This is a genomic window from Clostridium caldaquaticum, from assembly GCF_023806125.1.
Lineage (GTDB): Bacteria > Bacillota > Clostridia > Clostridiales > Clostridiaceae > Clostridium_AT > Clostridium_AT caldaquaticum.
Map to the genome: position 1 here is coordinate 1 of NZ_JAMSKT010000018.1, position 18,414 is coordinate 18,414.

At 31.5% G+C, this 18,414-nt stretch carries 16 protein-coding genes and 1 other annotated feature; of the genes, 5 read left to right on the top strand and 11 right to left on the bottom strand.

Annotated elements, in window-relative coordinates; genetic code table 11:
* Nucleotides 1-100: 100 nt before the first annotated feature.
* Nucleotides 101-859, top strand: coding sequence for a 4-hydroxy-tetrahydrodipicolinate reductase (dapB, locus tag M2651_RS11425; protein WP_252132480.1), 759 nt, complete (start codon nt 101-103; stop codon nt 857-859).
* Between the two features lie 82 nt (nt 860-941).
* On the opposite strand, the gene M2651_RS11430 is transcribed toward dapB, so the two are convergent.
* Complete coding sequence (locus tag M2651_RS11430) at nt 942-2,114, bottom strand: pyridoxal phosphate-dependent aminotransferase (protein WP_252132481.1); 1,173 nt, start codon at nt 2,112-2,114, stop codon at nt 942-944.
* A 229-nt stretch (nt 2,115-2,343) separates the two neighbouring features.
* Here M2651_RS11430 and dapD point away from each other — a divergent pair, with 229 nt between their 5' ends.
* Nucleotides 2,344-3,054, top strand: coding sequence for a 2,3,4,5-tetrahydropyridine-2,6-dicarboxylate N-acetyltransferase (dapD, locus tag M2651_RS11435; RefSeq protein WP_252132482.1), 711 nt, complete (start codon nt 2,344-2,346; stop codon nt 3,052-3,054).
* A gap of 49 nt (nt 3,055-3,103) precedes the next feature.
* Here dapD and M2651_RS11440 read toward each other — a convergent pair whose 3' ends face one another.
* The 3 genes from M2651_RS11440 to pdaB all read right to left on the bottom strand — a co-directional run bounded on the left by M2651_RS11440 (nt 3,104) and on the right by pdaB (nt 5,273).
* A complete protein-coding gene (locus M2651_RS11440; protein ID WP_252132483.1) occupies nt 3,104-3,781 on the bottom strand; it encodes a single-stranded DNA-binding protein in 678 nt (225 codons plus the stop codon).
* 82 nt (nt 3,782-3,863) lie between these two features.
* On the bottom strand, nt 3,864-4,373 hold the full coding sequence (locus M2651_RS11445; RefSeq protein WP_252132484.1) for a UDP-N-acetylmuramoyl-tripeptide--D-alanyl-D-alanine ligase: 510 nt from the start codon (nt 4,371-4,373) through the stop codon (nt 3,864-3,866).
* A 132-nt stretch (nt 4,374-4,505) separates the two neighbouring features.
* Nucleotides 4,506-5,273 carry a polysaccharide deacetylase family sporulation protein PdaB gene (gene pdaB / locus M2651_RS11450; protein ID WP_252132485.1) on the bottom strand — a complete coding sequence of 256 codons (768 nt, stop codon included), beginning with the start codon at nt 5,271-5,273 and terminating at the stop codon, nt 4,506-4,508.
* A gap of 183 nt (nt 5,274-5,456) precedes the next feature.
* Here pdaB and M2651_RS11455 point away from each other — a divergent pair, with 183 nt between their 5' ends.
* Nucleotides 5,457-5,690, top strand: coding sequence for an alpha/beta-type small acid-soluble spore protein (locus M2651_RS11455; protein WP_252132486.1), 234 nt, complete (start codon nt 5,457-5,459; stop codon nt 5,688-5,690).
* 108 nt (nt 5,691-5,798) lie between these two features.
* On the top strand, nt 5,799-6,323 hold the full coding sequence (locus M2651_RS11460; RefSeq protein ID WP_252132487.1) for a DUF4364 family protein: 525 nt from the start codon (nt 5,799-5,801) through the stop codon (nt 6,321-6,323).
* Here M2651_RS11460 and M2651_RS11465 read toward each other — a convergent pair.
* The 5 genes from M2651_RS11465 to M2651_RS11485 form a co-directional block, all read right to left on the bottom strand.
* Entirely contained in the window at nt 6,320-7,204 is an 885-nt protein-coding gene (locus M2651_RS11465; protein WP_252132488.1) for a YncE family protein, read from the bottom strand. The two genes, M2651_RS11460 and M2651_RS11465, sit on opposite strands and share 4 nt — an antisense overlap.
* Nucleotides 7,205-7,261: 57 nt before the next feature.
* Nucleotides 7,262-8,548 carry a bifunctional folylpolyglutamate synthase/dihydrofolate synthase gene (locus M2651_RS11470; protein ID WP_252132489.1) on the bottom strand — a complete coding sequence of 429 codons (1,287 nt, stop codon included), beginning with the start codon at nt 8,546-8,548 and terminating at the stop codon, nt 7,262-7,264.
* A 124-nt stretch (nt 8,549-8,672) separates the two neighbouring features.
* Entirely contained in the window at nt 8,673-11,318 is a 2,646-nt protein-coding gene (locus M2651_RS11475; RefSeq protein ID WP_252132490.1) for a valine--tRNA ligase, read from the bottom strand.
* 54 nt (nt 11,319-11,372) lie between these two features.
* Nucleotides 11,373-11,598, bottom strand: a binding site (T-box leader).
* Nucleotides 11,599-11,767: 169 nt separating this feature from the next.
* Nucleotides 11,768-12,934: a phosphoglycerate dehydrogenase gene (locus M2651_RS11480; protein ID WP_252132491.1), complete on the bottom strand. Its 1,167-nt coding sequence runs from the start codon at nt 12,932-12,934 to the stop codon at nt 11,768-11,770.
* A 165-nt stretch (nt 12,935-13,099) separates the two neighbouring features.
* Entirely contained in the window at nt 13,100-14,311 is a 1,212-nt protein-coding gene (locus M2651_RS11485; RefSeq protein ID WP_252132492.1) for an NADP-dependent isocitrate dehydrogenase, read from the bottom strand.
* Nucleotides 14,312-14,658: 347 nt separating this feature from the next.
* Between M2651_RS11485 and M2651_RS11490 the strand changes: the two genes are divergently transcribed.
* Nucleotides 14,659-15,681: an ABC transporter substrate-binding protein gene (locus M2651_RS11490; RefSeq protein WP_252132493.1), complete on the top strand. Its 1,023-nt coding sequence runs from the start codon at nt 14,659-14,661 to the stop codon at nt 15,679-15,681.
* Nucleotides 15,682-15,754: 73 nt separating this feature from the next.
* Here the strand turns inward: M2651_RS11490 and ilvD are convergent, their stop codons facing one another.
* Together ilvD and M2651_RS11500 are read right to left on the bottom strand one after the other, a co-directional pair.
* The gene (gene ilvD, locus M2651_RS11495) at nt 15,755-17,395 is read right to left on the bottom strand and encodes a dihydroxy-acid dehydratase (protein ID WP_252132494.1); all 1,641 of its coding nucleotides are present in this window, start codon (nt 17,393-17,395) and stop codon (nt 15,755-15,757) included.
* Between the two features lie 359 nt (nt 17,396-17,754).
* A complete protein-coding gene (locus M2651_RS11500) occupies nt 17,755-18,411 on the bottom strand; it encodes an HAD family hydrolase (RefSeq protein WP_252132495.1) in 657 nt (218 codons plus the stop codon).
* Between the last annotated feature and the right edge of the window lie 3 nt (nt 18,412-18,414).

Here is an 18,414-nt window from a genome sequence, read left to right on the forward strand (position 1 = left end):
ATATCTGCATACTTGCCTATATTATTGACAGAGTTTGTACAGAATATACATTTTCATAAATTTTTGTGCCTTGAGCACAGCGAAAGGAATGATAGTTAATATGATAAAAGTCTTACTAAATGGCTGCTCTGGGAAAATGGGAACTATGGTTACAGCAGTTTCTAAAAACTTTTCTAATCTTAAAATTGTAGCCGGAGTGGATAAATTTAAAACTAAATTAGACTATCCGATATATGAAAACATATCTGAGTGTAGTGAAAATATAGATGTAGTTTTGGATTTTTCAAGACCTGATTCTTTAGATAATCTTTTAAATTACTGCAAAGAAAAAAATATTCCTCTTGTATTATGTACCACAGGCTTCACAGCTGAGCAGCTTCAAAAAATAGATGAATACAGTAATATTATTCCTATATTCCACTCTGCAAATATGTCTCTAGGAGTTAATGTAGTAAATAGTATTTTAAAGAAAATAAGTGCTTTGTTATATACCAATTTTGATATCGAAATAATTGAAAAACATCATAATCAAAAGGTAGATTCACCAAGCGGAACTGCAATTTTACTTGCAAATACTATAAAAGATTCTATATCTGACAAAACTCAATTTGTATATGGGAGAGAAGGTATAGGCAAGAGAGAGCATAAAGACATTGGAATACACGCAGTAAGAGGTGGAAGTATAGTAGGAGAACATGAGGTAATATTTGCAGGACAAGGTGAAATTATAGAAATAAAGCATACCGCACTATCTAGAGAGGTTTTTGCAGTTGGAGCTTTGAAAGCTTGTGAATTTATGCATGGAAAAAATAACGGATTATATAATATGGATGACCTTATAGAAAATCCAGTATCATAATAATAATGGACACACTTTTGAGTGTGTCCATTATTATCTTGTCTTATTCCATTTACTTTATTAATAACATTTCCTTAGTCTTCTACTTAAAGTTTTTATTTAGCCAGTTCTCTAATTTGTCCATTCCTTCTTTCAACGTATCTAAGCTATATGAATATGATATTCTTATATGTCCCTCTCCTCCATTTCCAAAGGCAGAGCCTGGAACCACTGCAAGATGTGCTTCTTTCAAAAGTCTTTCGCTAAACTCTTCGCTTTTTAAATTATACTTAGCTATTGATGGAAATATGTAAAAAGCTCCTTTAGGCATTACAATATCCATTCCCATGACTGTTAATCTTTCATAAACATAATCGCGTCTTTTGATAAATTCAGCTTTCATTTTTTCTACATCTTGAAGGCAATCTTTCAAACCTGCATAAGCTCCATATTGAGCAATGGATGAAGCACAGGAAACATTGTATTGATGCACCTTTATTATTTGAGTCATAAATTTTAAAGGAGCACAAACAAAGCCAACCCTGAGTCCTGTCATAGAAAACATTTTTGAAAAACCGCTTACTAAGATAATTCTGTCTTTTAACTCTTGTATTTGAGCTATTGAGTAATAATCTTTTTCAAAGCATAAGGAACTGTATATTTCGTCAGTAACTATAACAATAGACTTTTTTTTCAGTACATAATAAAGCTTATCTCTATCTTCTTTTGAAAGCACTGCTCCTGTAGGATTTGATGGATAAGATAAAACTAATATTTTAGGCTTCTCCTTATCAATAAGTTTTTGAAGCTCTACAAAATTTATTGAAAAATCTTCCTCGAGCTTATAATCTATAGTTTTTCCCCCCATAAGTCTAACACAGCTTTCATAGGCTGGATAGGCAGGAGTTGGAATAAGTACTTTATCACCAGGATTCAAAAGAGAAGTAAATACCGAAAGTATAGCTTCACTTCCCCCTATAGTTATGCATACTTCTTCAGCATTATATTTTATATTAAAGCCCTGTAAATAGTTACATATCTCCTCTCTGAGTTCTATTATTCCAGCATTAGCAGTGTATGCAGTTTTATTTTCTTCAATTGCTTTTATCATTGCTTTTTTTATCTTTTCAGGTACGCTAAAATCTGGCTGTCCTAGTGTTAATGATATAGCTTCTGGAAAATGCATCACCTTATTAAAAAACTTTCTTATACCTGATATTTCAATACTTTGTACATTTCTTGATATCAAATTCTCTGTGTTTTTTAAATCTGTCATTTTATAATCCTCCATATAATGCTTCATTAAATTATAATTTTTTGTACTGTTAAACTGAACTTTTAAATTGAATACATGTATATTAAATTATTATATACTTATTTGTTATTTTTTAAAAGATTTTCTTCCATGTCCAAATTCCCCCTTTTATTATTGCTTATTTTCTATTATAATTTATGATATACTGTCATACTTATTTGATTTTTGTCTTAAAAAGGAGGATTATGATATGGAATATAATTTAACAGATCCATATGAGATAGCAAGGTATATAAAAGAGGCAAAAAAAGTAACTCCTGTTAAAGCTTATATTTCTGGAGATTTAAGCGGAGTGGACTTTGGAAAAATTGAGGTTTTCGGCTCTGATAATTTCTATGTACTTTTTGGAGAAAGCCATGAAGTATGCGATTTAGTAATGAAAAACAAAGACAAGATAAGTAAATTCAAATTTGAAAATGATAGACGTAATTCTGCTATACCACTTATGGATATTTTAAATGTAGATGCAAGAATTGAGCCAGGTGCTATAATCAGAGATAAGGTTACTATAGGCAAAAATGCTGTAATAATGATGGGTGCCGTAATAAATATAGGAGCTGAAATCGGAGAAGGTGCCATGATAGACATGAATGCTGTTGTAGGAGCAAGAGGAAAAATCGGAAAGAGAGTACATCTTGGTGCCGGTGCAGTTGTAGCTGGAGTACTTGAGCCACCTAGCAAAGAACCTTGCATAATTGAAGATGATGCACTAATTGGAGCAAATGCAGTAATACTTGAAGGTGTTAAAGTAGGTAAAGGTGCAGTAGTAGCAGCAGGTTCAGTTGTAGTAGAAGATGTTCCTGATGGTGTTGTTGTTGCAGGAACTCCTGCTAAGATTATAAAAACTGTAGATGAGAGAACAAAAGAAAAAACTCAAATTCTAGAGGATTTAAGAAGATAAAAAATTAGCAGATAGAATAACTATCTGCTAATTTTTTATTAAAATAATATTATTCCTCTATATTTTCTATTATACTTTCTTCATCACCAGTGGAGGCATTTCTAGTATCTTTATTAACTCTTTCCATCTTTGATATTGAAACCTCATAGGCTACTTTCTTAATAATTTCAGTATCTGAAATCTTTTTCTCATACTCTCTGCTTTGCAATCTTCCCCAAACTCTTATATTATCTCCCACTTGAAGACCTTGACAAAATCTTGAGTTTCTTCCCCAAGCTATAGTTGGGATGTAATCTGATTTGTTATATGAACGATTTACAGCCAAGAGCATATCTGCTATTTCCCTTCCGAAAGGAGTAGTTCTATAAACTGGCTGTTTGCATATATATCCATCAAGGAATATTTGATTCGGGTTTTTACTTTTTTCAATACAAAACTCTACATTCCTTGCAAATACCGAAAGTATTAACCTATTAGCTCCATCAATAAATTTGTTGTAAGATCTAAGCTGTCCCTCAACTATTACCTCACTGCCTTCTTTTAACTCCATTCCCCCTATTAGTCTTTCTGAAACTGTAACGCATAATACGTCCTTAGCATCACTTAATCTAGGTACTTCAAGATTAAATGTATAAAATCCTTCTCCATACATCTCATGACTAAATTGAAGGTTAGATATTATCTTTCCCTCCAAGTAAATCTTGTTGTTTAACATTAAATTATCCATCGTAACCCCTCTTTCCCTTAGTTTTAATTACCTATACAAAATATAAATATTCAAATAAAATACAAAATATAACTTTTTTATATTAATTATAAAACTTTTTTACTAAATTTCTTTCTATAGTTTCACTATCTATACACTGAATTAAGCCTATAGTTATAGCAATCATAAGAGCGTATAAATGAATATCATCTGAAAATTGGAGACGAATTGGTATTTCCTGCGGTTCAATTTGATTTATTGTGTCTAAATTCAAATATCGTTGAAGGCAGTATACAAAACCTAAATTATTGTCCTCAACACTTGAAACAGTTACCGTATTTTTTATTCCAAAGCCATAGGTTATGGTATTTCCAAAAACATTCAGGTTATCACTGAAATTACTATCCATATTTACAAAGCAATACTTTCCCTTTAAGGTAATGTTCTCAAATTTTTTACTACTATTTAATAATATGTAATCTAAGTACATATTTTCTTTCAAACTTTCTGCTGCAACAAAACGATGACTAATACCTAGCACATTTAAAGCATCTTTTAAATATGTTTTTAGTTTTTCTTCCATAATACCTTCAACTACCGTTAATGTTTTCAAATTATCGCCCCCTGCCTATATGCTTGTTTAAATTTATTTTAAACAGGTATTATTATTTTATACCTTATGGCAGAGATATTACCATTATAATACATTTTAATTGCTGCTTTCAATAAAATATAATATTCAAAATTATTTAGAAATTTGTTTTCCTGCTGCATCTATGTAAAAATTATTTTTATATATTAAATCTGACACCTTTACAAAACTATACCCATCTTCTTGAAGCTTTTTTATAACCTTTGGCAGCGTTTCCGGAGTATATTTTGCAGTATTATGATATAAAAGTATAGAGCCAGGCTTAGTTTTTTTTATTACTCTATTATACTCAATATCTGCTCCATGTTCCTTCCAATCTATGCTGTCTACATCCCATTGTATGCAATAATACCCTGCATTTTGTACAGTTTCAATTACAAGATCATTATATGCACCTGATGGACATCTAAATAGTTTTGTACTCTGTCCACTTATAGCTATTATCTTAGCTTCACAACTCATAATATCTTGCAGCATTTTTTCTTTTGATATCTTTGTCATATCTGGGTGTTTATTTGTATGATTTCCTAACTCATGTCCTCTTTTTACAATATCTTTTACTAAATTTTCATTATCATCTATCCAAGCTCCTACAAGAAAAAAAGTAGCCTTTACCTTGTATTCATCTAATATGTCTAATATTTTAGAGGTATTATCATTCCCCCAGCTTAAGTCAAAAGTTAAAGCTATTTTCTTATCTTTAGTTTCTACACTGTAAATAGGAACTTTTTTATAAAACAGCTTAAAAACTCCTGTATCTCTATAATTGCTAATTATTGAGATAATTGAACCAAACAGCAAAAGAATTATAAGTAAATATACTTTTTTTAACCTAACACTTTTTATGTAAAAATTTCTCATACTTCTCCCTCTTATAAATTTATTTTCAATATAATTTTATTCTACTTTAAAGATTATATTCTTTTGTTTTAACTTAGTGGATAACTTAACCAATAAAGCCTGAAACATCACAGTATAAACTGTTATATGCAGCAAAAACTATTAATACAATACATAGCAAATATATATAAGGGAGGAATTATAATGGCACTAGGTTCATCAAGAAGCAGAAAATCTCAATTAATACCCGAAGCACATAAAATATTAGACAATATGAAATATGAAATTGCAGAGGAGCTAAATTTAGGTGTTCATCAAGGCTCTGAAGATTATTGGGGATATGTGTCAACAAAAAATTGCGGCCGTGTAGGTGGAGAAATGGTAAAAAGATTAATCTCCTTAGCTGAAAATGAATTAATTAATAATAAAAAAGCTTAAAATACATATGGAAAATATTTAATTTAAAAGCACCGATTCACTTCGGTGCTTTTTGTGATATAATATTTTATAGCTGATTTTATAAGCTTAACAAAAGGGGGAAAGGCTATGTTTGGAGATACTTCAGATTTAGCAGAGAATAAATTACTTGTACTTTATATATTGGATAAAATTAAATTTCCAATTTCAAATATACAAATAACACAAATAATTTTAGAAAATAATTTTATTAATTATTTTACTCTTCATCAATACATATCTGAGCTGGTGTCCTCAGGTTTTTTAGAATATAGCACTGAAGAATCTAAACAAAGATTGATTATAACGGAAAAAGGCACAAAAGTTCTATCTATGTTTAAAGAAAGACTTCCTCAAAACAAAATAGAAATAATAGACAGCTATTTAAAGAAGAACTTAGTTAAAATAAAAAAAGAAATTACTATTTCAGCTGATTATACTATAGAAAACAATAATAATTATATAGTAAATCTAAAAGCTACAGAAAACAGCACTACCTTGATTGACTTAAAGCTTAATGTCCCATCAAACAAACAAGCAAGTGACTTATGCAATAAGTGGAAAAAAAACTCTGCTGAGCTTTACAGCAGCATTATTCGTCTGTTGGTAGATTAAATTAATGTCATTCCAGTAGGTTCGCCGCCTATAGGTATGACTTTTTTATTTTCCTTATCTAAATTTAACTCCACTAATAAATTATTGTAGTTATCTCCAATATATATGTTTCTTCCTTCTTTAACTATTCCCCTTGGCATACCCCCTATTTTAATTCTTTTAACCTCTATCATCCTTTTTATATCAACAACACTAATTGTTCCTTCTCCAAAATTTGAAATATAAGAATAGTTCTCTTCAGTATATATATCTACAGGACAATTTCCTAATTTTACATTACCAACTGTCTTTAAACTAATTAATTCTATTATTTTTAAATTTCCATATTCATGTATTCCCATATTGCTCTCACACACCAAAACATATCTTCCATTTGGTGTAAATATTGCCTTTGTAGGATATGGTGCAACCTTTATGTTCGCTATATTTTCTTTATCACTGCAGCGTATTAATGTTATACTGTCACTTTGCATATTAGCAATAACCATAATACCCTTTTCTTTATCAATGCTTATACTGTGTGGAAAGCTTTCACAAGGTATTTCCTCAATTATTTTTCTTTTTATTAAGTTGAAAACTATTAAACAATTTGATTCTCCACAAATAATATAAGCATTGTCGCCAAATAATGAAACTCCATTGCAGTGCATACCAATAAAATAACTTTCAATTTCTTTGTTTTCATTTATGTCTACAATAGATAAACTATTGTTATAACTATTAGCAATTAATAATTTATCTTTATAAGGACAAATATCATGGGGACCTACTCTGTTTAACTTATCCTGGTTCAATGGTATTTTATATTCTTCTTTAAATGCTGCCAAATTTACTTTTGAAATATTGTCAGAAGATGTATTACAAATATATAAATAACTCACTTTTACCACCCCCGTTACACTTATATAATATGTAACCGGGGTAAAACTGTTAATACTTTATTTATTTCTTATTATCTTTCTCATGTCACCTATCATATAAAGAGAACCAGATATTAGCAGCAAATCATTTTCAGTACAATAGGTTTTTGCAGTATTATACGCAGCTTCATAGTCTTCAATAACCTCTACACTAGGATTGACTAAACTTATAGCATAAGCTAATTCTTCTGCCAGTTCTCCTCTATCAGAATGAGGAGTTACAGCTATTATTTTAAAAGCTTTAGGTGCTATAATATCTATCATCTCTTTTATTTGTTTATCTGCTAATATTCCTAAAATCAATATAAGTTTTTCATAATTAAAATAAGTATCTATACTTTCTGCAAGTTTTTTAATACCGTCAATATTATGTGCTCCATCAATTACTACTAAAGGTTTTCTGCTCATCATTTCTAATCTTCCAGGCCATTTTACCTTTTTAAGTCCGTTGATTATGTGTTCCTTCCTTATTTGCAAACCCTGCAGTGCTAATTCTTCAGCTGCATAAATTACAGTAGCGCAGTTTTGAATTTGATGTTTTCCTAAAAGTGAAAGATATATATCATAACTATCCTTTTCAGTATTAATTATTAAATGCTGCATATAATCTGAAACTTCTTTAAGCTTAGCTGAATCTTTAGAAACCTCTACAAGTTTAGCATTTTTCTCTATACAGATATTTCTTATAACCTTTAGGCTTTCTTCTTCCTGAGGGGATAATACTAACGGTACACTATACTTTATTATTCCAGCCTTTTCGTAAGCTATTTTGCTTAAAGTATCCCCTAAAATATTCATATGATCATAGCTTATTGAAGTTATTATGCTAAGTATTGGAGTAATTACATTAGTTGAATCCAACCTTCCTCCAAGACCTACTTCTACAACTGCATAATCTACTTTATGCAAATAAAAATAATAAAACATAGTACATGTAATAATCTCAAATTCTGTTGGATGTTCATAACCTAAGCTTACTACTTCATCTACGGCTTTTGACACTGCTGTTACCGAAAAGCTTAAATCATTCTTTGCAATATTTTCTCCGTTTATCTGAATTCTCTCTTCAAACTCTTCTAAATAAGGGGATATATACATTCCCACTTTATAGCCTGCTTCCTTTAATATTTCCGTAATCATAGCAGTAGTAGAACCCTTACCATTTGTCCCTGCTATATGTATGCACTTAAGCTTTTTATGTGGATTTCCTAAAAGTTCTAAAATTTTCTCTGTTCTTTCCAATCCATACTTACTTCCAAACTTTGCAGTATTTTTTATATAATTCATAGCTTCATTATAATTCATAATAGTCACCTTCTAATAATTTAGACACGGAAATTGTGGATTCCGTGTCTATAATTGTATTTAAAATTTAACATATTGTATTTATTTAGCATTAAGTTTTTTAGCGTTAAATTTCAACAGAGATTTAATTTAAGCTATCTATTCTTTGAAGAACAGCAGTTAACATCTCTTTGTACTTTTCTCCCTTTACTTTTTCTTCCTCTACAACTGAAGCTGGAGCCTTGCTTGTAAAATTACTATTAGAAAGTTTCTTTTCAACTCTGTCTATTTCGCTTAAAAGCTTAGCTTTTTCTTTGTTTAATCTTTCAAGCTCCTTTTCCCTATCAACCAAGTCTAATAATGGAATAAAAATTTCAGCTCCAGATGTTACAATTGAAACAGCATTTTCCGGAATACCTTCTTTTGAATCTAAAATTTCAACTTCTGAAGCAGAAGCCAGTTTTTCAAAATACACAGTTCCTGCATTAAATGCAGCTTTTGCTTCACTTGCTGCGTAAACCATGAGCTTAGCCTTTCTTGAAGGCGGTACATTCATTTCTGCTCTTACATTTCTTATTGATCTTATAGCATCTATAATATAGTTCATATCCTCTTCGGCATTTCTATCATTTAAAGATTCTTCATATTGCGGCCAATTTGAAATAGTAATAGATTCATATTCTGCATCCAAATGAGTATAAATTTCCTCGGTAATAAAAGGCATTATAGGGTGAAGCAGCTGTAAGCTGGTTGTTAAAGCTTTATATAATACATTTAAGGATGCACCCTTTTGTTTCTCATCATTACCATAAAGAACTGGCTTAACAAGCTCTATATACCAGTCGCAAAGCTCAGTCCAGATAAAATCATATATCTTTTGAGAAGCTATACCTATTTCAAACTTGTCTATATTATCAGTTATTTCCTTAACTATTGTATTTAATCTTGATAGCATCCATTTATCAGCTAAAGTATAAACTTTCTCTTCTTTATACTTGTCTATAAGAGATTTATCTAAGTTCATCATAACAAATCTTGAAGCATTCCAAATCTTGTTTGCAAAGTTTCTAGCAGCTTCAACTTTCTCTATTTGGAAGCGTATATCATTACCTGGAGCGTTTCCTGTTATAAGCATAAATCTTAAAGCATCAGCTCCATATTGTTCTATAACATCAAGAGGATCTACACCATTGCCTAATGATTTAGACATTTTTCTTCCTTCTGAGTCTCTTATAATACCGTGAATTAATACTGTTTCAAACGGAATATCCTTCATATTGTGAAGTCCTGAGAAAATCATTCTTGCTACCCAGAAGAATATAATATCATAACCCGTTACAAGTGTACTTGTTGGGTAAAAATATTTTAAGTCTTCTGTTTCATTTGGCCAGCCTAAAGTTGAAAATGGCCATAAGGCTGAACTAAACCAAGTATCAAGAACATCTTTGTCCTGCTCTAGATTGTTACTGCTGCATTTTAAACAAATCTTCGGAGCTTCTTCAGCAACTATCATATTACCACAGTCATTGCAGTACCAAACTGGAATTCTGTGTCCCCACCAAAGCTGCCTTGATATACACCAATCTTGAATGTTTTCCATCCAATTGTAGTATATCTTTTCAAATCTTTCTGGAACAAATTTAATCTTCTTTTCTCTAACAGCCTGAATAGCTGGCTTTGCAAGAGATTCCATCCTTACATACCACTGTTTTGATATCATAGGCTCAATTACAGTTCTACATCTGTCATGGCAGCCAACATTGTGAATATGGTCTTTTATCTTAACAAGGAAGCCTTGTTGTTCTAAATCATTAACAATAACTTTTCTTGCCTCGTATCTGTCCATGTTAGCATATTTACCGCCTAAATGGTTTATAGTACCATCGTCATTCATAACCTTTATCTGCTCTAAATTATGTCTCTTACCAACTTCATAATCATTAGGATCGTGTGCTGGAGTTATTTTTACTGCTCCAGTTCCAAATTCCATGTCTACATAGTCATCTGCTATAATTGGTATTTCTCTATTTATAAGAGGCAGCATCAAAGTTTTACCTACTAAATGAGCATATCTTTCATCCTTAGGATTTACTGCAACAGCTGTGTCACCAAGCATAGTCTCAGGTCTTGTAGTAGCAATTTCTATAAACTCATTACTTCCAACTACTGGGTATTTTATGTGCCAAAAGTATCCAGACTGCTCACTGTATTCTATTTCTGCATCAGAAAGTGCAGTTTTACATTTTGGACACCAGTTGGTTATTCTGTTTCCCTGATATATAAGACCTTCTTTATAAAGCTTAACAAAAACAGTTCTTACAGCTTTATTTAAATTCTCATCCATAGTAAAAGCTTCCCTAGTAAAGTCTGCAGAAGCTCCCATCTTCTTAAGCTGCTGTCTTATTCTATCTCTATATTCATCGGTCCATTCCCAAACCTTATCAAGAAAGGCTTCTCTTCCCATTTCCTTCTTTACAAATCCTTGTTTTAAAAGCTCATTTTCAACCTTTACTTCTGTTGCAATACTTGCATGATCTTCCCCTGGAAGCCAAAGAGTACTGTAGCCCTGCATTCTCTTTACTCTTATTAAAAAGTCCTGAAGAGTATTGTCAAGAGCATGACCTAAATGAAGCTTGCCTGTTATATTTGGAGGAGGCATTACTATTGTATAAGGCTTTTTAGATTTATCTACTACAGGGGTAAAATACTTTTTCTCTTCCCATGTTTTATAAATTCTTTCTTCAAATTCTTTTGGATTATAGGTTGTTGCAATGTTTTTAAACTCTTCCATATCTTTCATCTCCTTGTATTAAACATTATAACCAAATAAAAAAGCCTTCATCCATAAAAGGACGAAGACATACTCGCGGTACCACCTTTTTTCCTACAGGCAACCTGCCTTATAGGCTCTTAATCAAATTAACGGTAAAGAAAACCGTCCTGCTCTACTAAATTCAAGCAAGAAGCTCCAAAGCTACCTTCAAGGTAATTCATATAGAAAGTCTTACAGCCTATGAACCTTCCTCTCTTAATACTCCTTAACCTCTACTCCTCTTTTTCAAAGCTTTTATTTATGATATTATTACTAATTATTATACTATTATTTTAAAAACTGTCAACCTAAGATTTAAAAATCAAATAGAGGTTGTAGAAAAACTATTTTTAAATAGTTTTCCACAACCTCACATTAGCTCTTATAAATTCACCATAATATTAAAAACATAAATTTAAAGTGTTTATTTACTTTATAAGTCTTACCATTGTTACACCATCAATAGCTTTTATATTTTGCAGAATTTCTTCTGTTACATCTCCCTCAACATCCAATATGTTATATCCAGTATTTCCCTTGTGTGCATTTATCATACCAGAAATATTTATATTATTGCTTGCTAATATTGTTGTTATTTGTCCAACCATGTTAGGAATATTAATATTAGCAACTAAAAGTCTTATTCCTCCTGAGTAAGGAAGCTCACAGTCTGGAAAGTTAACAGAATTCTTTATAGTACCTTTTTCAAGAAAGTTTTTAAGCTCATCTACTGCCATAACAGCACAGTTTTCCTCAGACTCTGGAGTTGAGGCTCCTAAATGAGGAATAGGTATGATATTTTCATTATCTAATAGCTCATCCTCTGGAAAATCTGTAACATAACAGCTAACAGTACCATTTTCTATAGCCTCAAGCAAATGCTCGTTTACAACAAGTCCTCCTCTAGCCATATTAATTATCTTAATGCCTTTTTTCATTAAAGCAAATTTCTCTCTATTAATCATACCTTTAGTGTTTTTATCTAAAGGAATATGAATAGTAATGTAATCTGAAGTTGCTAATAAATTATCAAGACTTGTTGCCTTTTTTACATTTTGTGAAAGCTGCCATGCTGCATCAACTGATATATATGGGTCATAACCTATTACCTCCATACCAAGAGCAGCTGCAGCATTAGCAACTAATACTCCTATATGTCCAAGTCCTAAAATTCCAAGCTTCTTCCCCTTAATCTCCGGCCCCTCGAAATTAGATTTACCCTTTTCTACTAATTTTGCAACCTCTTCTCCTTTTCCTTTAAGAGATTTAGCCCAATTTATACCAGCATTTATCTTTCTTGAAGATAGAAAAAGAGATGCTAGCACAAGCTCCTTAACCGCATTTGCATTAGCTCCTGGAGTATTAAAAACAACAATTCCTTTTTCAGTACATCTCTCAACTGGTATATTGTTAACTCCCGCTCCTGCTCTTGCAATTGCCTTAAGATTTTCAGGAAGTTCATAATTAAGCAAATTAAAACTTCTTAGAATTATTGCATCTGGATTTTCAAAATTTTCTCCCTGCTCATATAAATCCTTTGGCAACACATCAAGTATTTCTTGCATAATATTATTATACTTTTGAATTTTAAACATAGATATAGCCCCCTTTTTTATATGCAATTTTTATTATATCAAAATTGCATTTATATTACAATTCTTATAATTTATAGGTCTTTCCAACTGGCTAAAACGATCATTTTTAATGACATTAGTAACCTTTGAAAAAAAACTATATAATATTGTTTTTTCTATTTAATTTTACAGCATTTCATCCAATCTTTTCTTGATTTCCCAAAGGAAGTTTTCAGTATTCACTACCTTAACCTCATTTGATTCAACCAATTGTGCAAGGTCTTTTGTCATGCAGTTTTCTTCAATAGTTTTTATAGACGCTTTCTCAAGTTTGTCTGCAAATTCAACAAGTTCCTTTATTCCATCCAGTTCTCCTCTCTTTTTAAGAGCGCCAGTCCAAGCAAAAATTGTAGCCATTGAATTTGTTGATGTTTCCATACCCTTCAAGTGATTATAATAGTGTCTTTGTACTGTTCCATGAGCTGCCTCATACTCATAATAACCTTCAGGTGAAACAAGCACTGAAGTCATCATAGCAAGACTTCCAAAAGCTGTAGCAACCATATCAGACATAACATCACCGTCATAGTTTTTACATGCCCAAACCATACCCCCTTCAGAACGTATAATTCTGGATACTGCATCATCAACAAGAGTATAAAAATACTCTATTTTTGCATCTTCAAACTTTGACTTATACTCTTTATCATAAATCTCCTGGAAGATATCTTTAAAGGTGTGATCATAAATCTTTGATATAGTATCTTTACTTGAGAACCATAAATCTTGTTTTAAATCCAAAGCATAATTAAAACAAGCTCTAGCAAAGCTTTTTATGGACTCATCAAGATTGTGCATTCCCATTAATACTCCGGAACCTTCAAAATCCTGAATTGTCTGTCTTGTAATATTTCCACTTTTTGATGTAAATACTAGCTCTGCCTTCCCAGCTTCTTGTACACGATACTCTACATTTTTATAAACATCACCATAGGCATGTCTTGCAATTGTTATAGGCTTATTCCAAGTTCTTACAAACGGCTTGATATTATTCACTATTATTGGAGTTCTAAAAACAGTACCATCTAAAATAGCTCTTATAGTACCATTAGGGCTTTTCCACATTTTTTTCAAATTGTATTCTTTAACTCTATCAGCATTGGGTGTTATAGTAGCACACTTTACGCCTACTCCATACTTCTTAATAGCCTCAGCTGCATCTACTGTAACCTGGTCGTTAGTTTCATCTCTATACTTAAGTCCCAGATCATAATACTCAGTATTTAATTCTACATATGGGTTTATAAGAATTTCCTTAATTTTGGCCCATATTATCCTTGTCATTTCATCGCCATCCATTTCCACTAAAGGAACTAGCATTTTAATCTTAGTACTCATAAATAACCCCCTATGAATTTTTTAGCTACAGATATTGCATAATTTTAAATATTAAATAAATCATTAATCTATATTATTATAGTTTATTATAGTGTTAATATCAAGAGATTATTGGAATTTAACAGAATTGTAATAATGAATGTTTTTATTAATTTTGTATCAAAAACTCTTAAAAGATTTTTAAATTTTTCAAACTTGCATGAAGAACTGCATAGATTATATGTTAGTAACAATTTTCTATTCTTATATTTATCATATTTGAAGCCTATATAAATAAATTTTTCTTTAACACTATCTCCCTCCATAACATATTATAAATTATACTTAAATTTTAATGGAGGTGTACCATGAAGAAAAGACGCATAACTTTATTTTCCCTGCTTGTCTCTTTTATAATAATTGCAACTATATTTGCAGGCTGTAAAAAACAAGTCAGTGATACTGTAGTAAAAGTAAAATTAAATGAGGTAACTCGTTCCATTTTCTATGCTCCATTTTACGTTGCCATGAATGAAGGTTTTTTCAAGGAAGAGGGTTTGGAAATCGAACTTACAACTGGTGAAGGTGCAGATAAAACTATGCAGCAAGTACTTAGCAAAAGCGTAGATATAGGCTTCTCTGGTCCAGAACAAGTATTATATATTTATAACCAAAAAAGAGAAGACTACCCTATAGTATTTGGTCAGCTTACACAAAAGGACGGTTCCTTTTTAGTGTCAAGAAAAGAAGAAAAAGATTTTAAATGGGAATCCTTAAAAGGAAAAAACGTTATTGGAAGACGACCTGGTGGAATGCCTGAAATGGCTCTTGAATATGTACTTAGAAATCATGGGCTAACTCCAGGAAAGGATCTAAATGTAATTACAAATATAGCTTTTGCTGCAACAACAGGAGCTTTTAAAGGTGGTACAGGAGATTATGCTGCACTGTTTGAACCAAATGCAAGTCTTTTAAAAAAAGATAACGCTGGTTATATTGTAGCATCAGTTGGAGCTTCTGCTGGAATAATTCCATATACCTGTTACTATGCAACAAAATCCTATATAGAAAATAACCCGCAAATTATAGAAAAATTTACAAGAGCTGTTTACAAAGGTCAGCTTTGGGTTCAGAAAAATAATGAAACAGAAATTGCTAAAGCCATAAAATCCTTTTTTCCTGGAACTGATGAAGCTTTAATAGCACAAGTTGTTAAAAACTATAAAGATATAGACGCTTATGCATCAAATCTTATCCTTAAAGAAGAAAACTTAACAAGACTTATGGATATAATCCAATCCTACAAAGCAGATCTTTTAACAGAAAGACCACCATTTGATAAGATAGTAAACAATACTTTTGCTGAAAAAGCAATAAAAGATTTAAAATAATTTTAATGGCATGCCAGCTTTGGCATGCCATTACACTAGATTTAAATACATATTTTCTTAACGTGGGCTACTCCTATTCTCTAACAGAACGAATCGCACCTGTAGCTGCTGAAGCAGTACTTACTGAATATAATCTTAATAACTTTCCTGCTTCTCGTTTTACCACTTCTAACTCTTGTTTTCTCTTTTCCAATTCTTCATTAGACACAAGTAATGTAATTGAACGATTTGCGATATCTATGGAAATTTTATCACCATTTTTTACCAGTGCAATAATTCCGCCTTCTGCTGCCTCTGGACTTACATGTCCAATAGATAATCCTGCAGATGCACCTGAAAAACGACCGTCTGTAATTAAAGCAACGTATTTAAATTTGCCTAGAATTTCTGTACAACGATGCATTTCTCTCATTCCTGGTCCACCTTTAGGTCCTTCATAACGAATAACAACAGCATGATTTTCACGAATTTTCCCTGCCTGATAAGCTTCTTCAAAATCTTCCTCACAGTTAAAGACGATTGCATCACCAATAAAGGATTTTAAATATTCAGGAACCGCAGACTGTTTAATTAAGGCGCCATCTGCAGCCAAATTACCTTTCAGTACAGCAATTCCGCCTTCATTGTCGATTGGTCTATCAATATAGTGAATAATTTCGCGGTCAAGAACCTTAGCATCCTTAATATTTTCTGCAACTGTTCTTCCTGTTACTGTTAAAACATTAAGATTTAAATACTCTGAAATTTCCTTCATTAAAGCAGGCATTCCTCCAGCACGTTGTAAATCATTCGTTGTATATTCATTATTGTTTGGTGTCACACCAGCAAGGAATGGAACCTTACGGCTAATTTCATCAAATAGTTCTAAAGGCAGCTCTATTCCAGCTTCATGGGCAATTGCAGGCAAATGAAGACATGCATTAAGGGAGCCACCCATAGCTAGCAGTACTGAAATTGCGTTTTTAAAGGCATCTAATGTAAGTATATCTCTTGGCTTAATTCCTTTTTTCACAAGTTCTACTGCTTGACGCCCTGCTTCCTCAGCAGCCAATAGCTGCTCTTCAGATAAAGCCTGCATCCATGATGTTTTAGGCAATGTCATTCCTAATGCTTCTGATAATCCCTGCATAGTGTTAGCTGTACCTAAAAACGGACATGCTCCTGCACTTGGATAATATTTTTTTGTTACCTCAACAAGACCTGCTTCATCCAGCTCTCCTGCTAAAAATTGTTTTCTAGCTTCCTTTGACTCCTTTGGCTTAATGTGATTTGGCATTACACCGCCTAATACTACTAAACTTGGTAAATTCAATCGTGCAGCAGCCATTAGCATACCTGGAACAATCTTGTCACAAGAACTTAGTGCAACCATTCCATCGAATATACCGTGTCCATTTACCATTATCTCAACACTATCTGCAATAGTTTCACGGCTTGGAAGAGAATATTTCATTCCTTCATGCCCTTGAGTAATACCATCACAAACCGCAATAGTATTAAACTCAAGTGCAAGTCCACCTGCTTCTTCTACACCTTTTTTAACACGGTCAGCTAATTGTCTTAAATGAACATGACCTGGAACTATTTCATTCCACGAATTTGCTATTGCAATTATTGGCTTATCCATATTTTTATAATCAATACCACATGAACAAAGATGACCTTTCAATATGGCACGAGTGTATGGTTTTATTGTTGACAGACGATTTTGCATAATTACTCCCCTTTAACTCAAGAAATTTATTTTCTTAACTCTTTTTTAAAATACGTATATGTGCAATTGTTTGAAAAAAATTTTCTTCATTTATATTATATCATTTAATTTTATATTGTAAATAAAAAATTTTTTTCATTAAAATTAATCACATTATAATAGTAAAAATGGTATTTACAGACTGAAAAATCCTTTTGCCATTACGACAATTCCTCAATCTATAAATACCACCTTTTAAAATGCTTTACTGATTTCTGAAGCTGCTTATAAGCTTTTTATTTTTTTCTAAACAAAATATTTGATTTATTATTTACCTTTAAAAATAATTTTAAATTACCATAAAACTATTATTAATGAACCTATAAAAATTTAATTAATTCCTTAATACTATCTATTAAAATATCAGCTTCAGCAAGTTCTCCATCTAATGCAAATCCATAAGTACATCCTATGGTATAAATATTGTTTTTCCTTCCGGCTTCTATGTCTTGTTTTCTGTCACCTACTATAACCATATCATATGGGTAATTATTCTTTATTGCCTTTAAAATCTCATACTTAGGGATAAAATCATACTCATGTGAGCAAATTAAAGTTTCAAAATATCTGTCCAGCTTAAATAGCTTACTATGACACTCTTTATAATAAATGTTACAGTTGCTAATAAAAACAAGATGATATCCTTTATTTTTTAAATATCCTAATGTTTCTAGTGCGCCTTCATAAAGAATAGGTTTTCCTTTTTCAATTAGAAGTTTCATTTCTGTTCCAATAATACTGCTGCACTTCTCTCTAAGCTCATCACTTAAATTCGGCATAAAGATTTTCCACATATCCTGAGCATTAAACCCTAAGAAGTAACTTATTTCCTTATCTGACCATTCCTTTTCTTCAGCTAAACCTTCTTTAACAAGAAACTCATATGCCTTTCTAAAAGCAGGAGCATATATTTTTACACTATTGTGCAATGTTCCATCATAATCAAAAAATATAGTATTAATATTATTAAGCCGCATAAG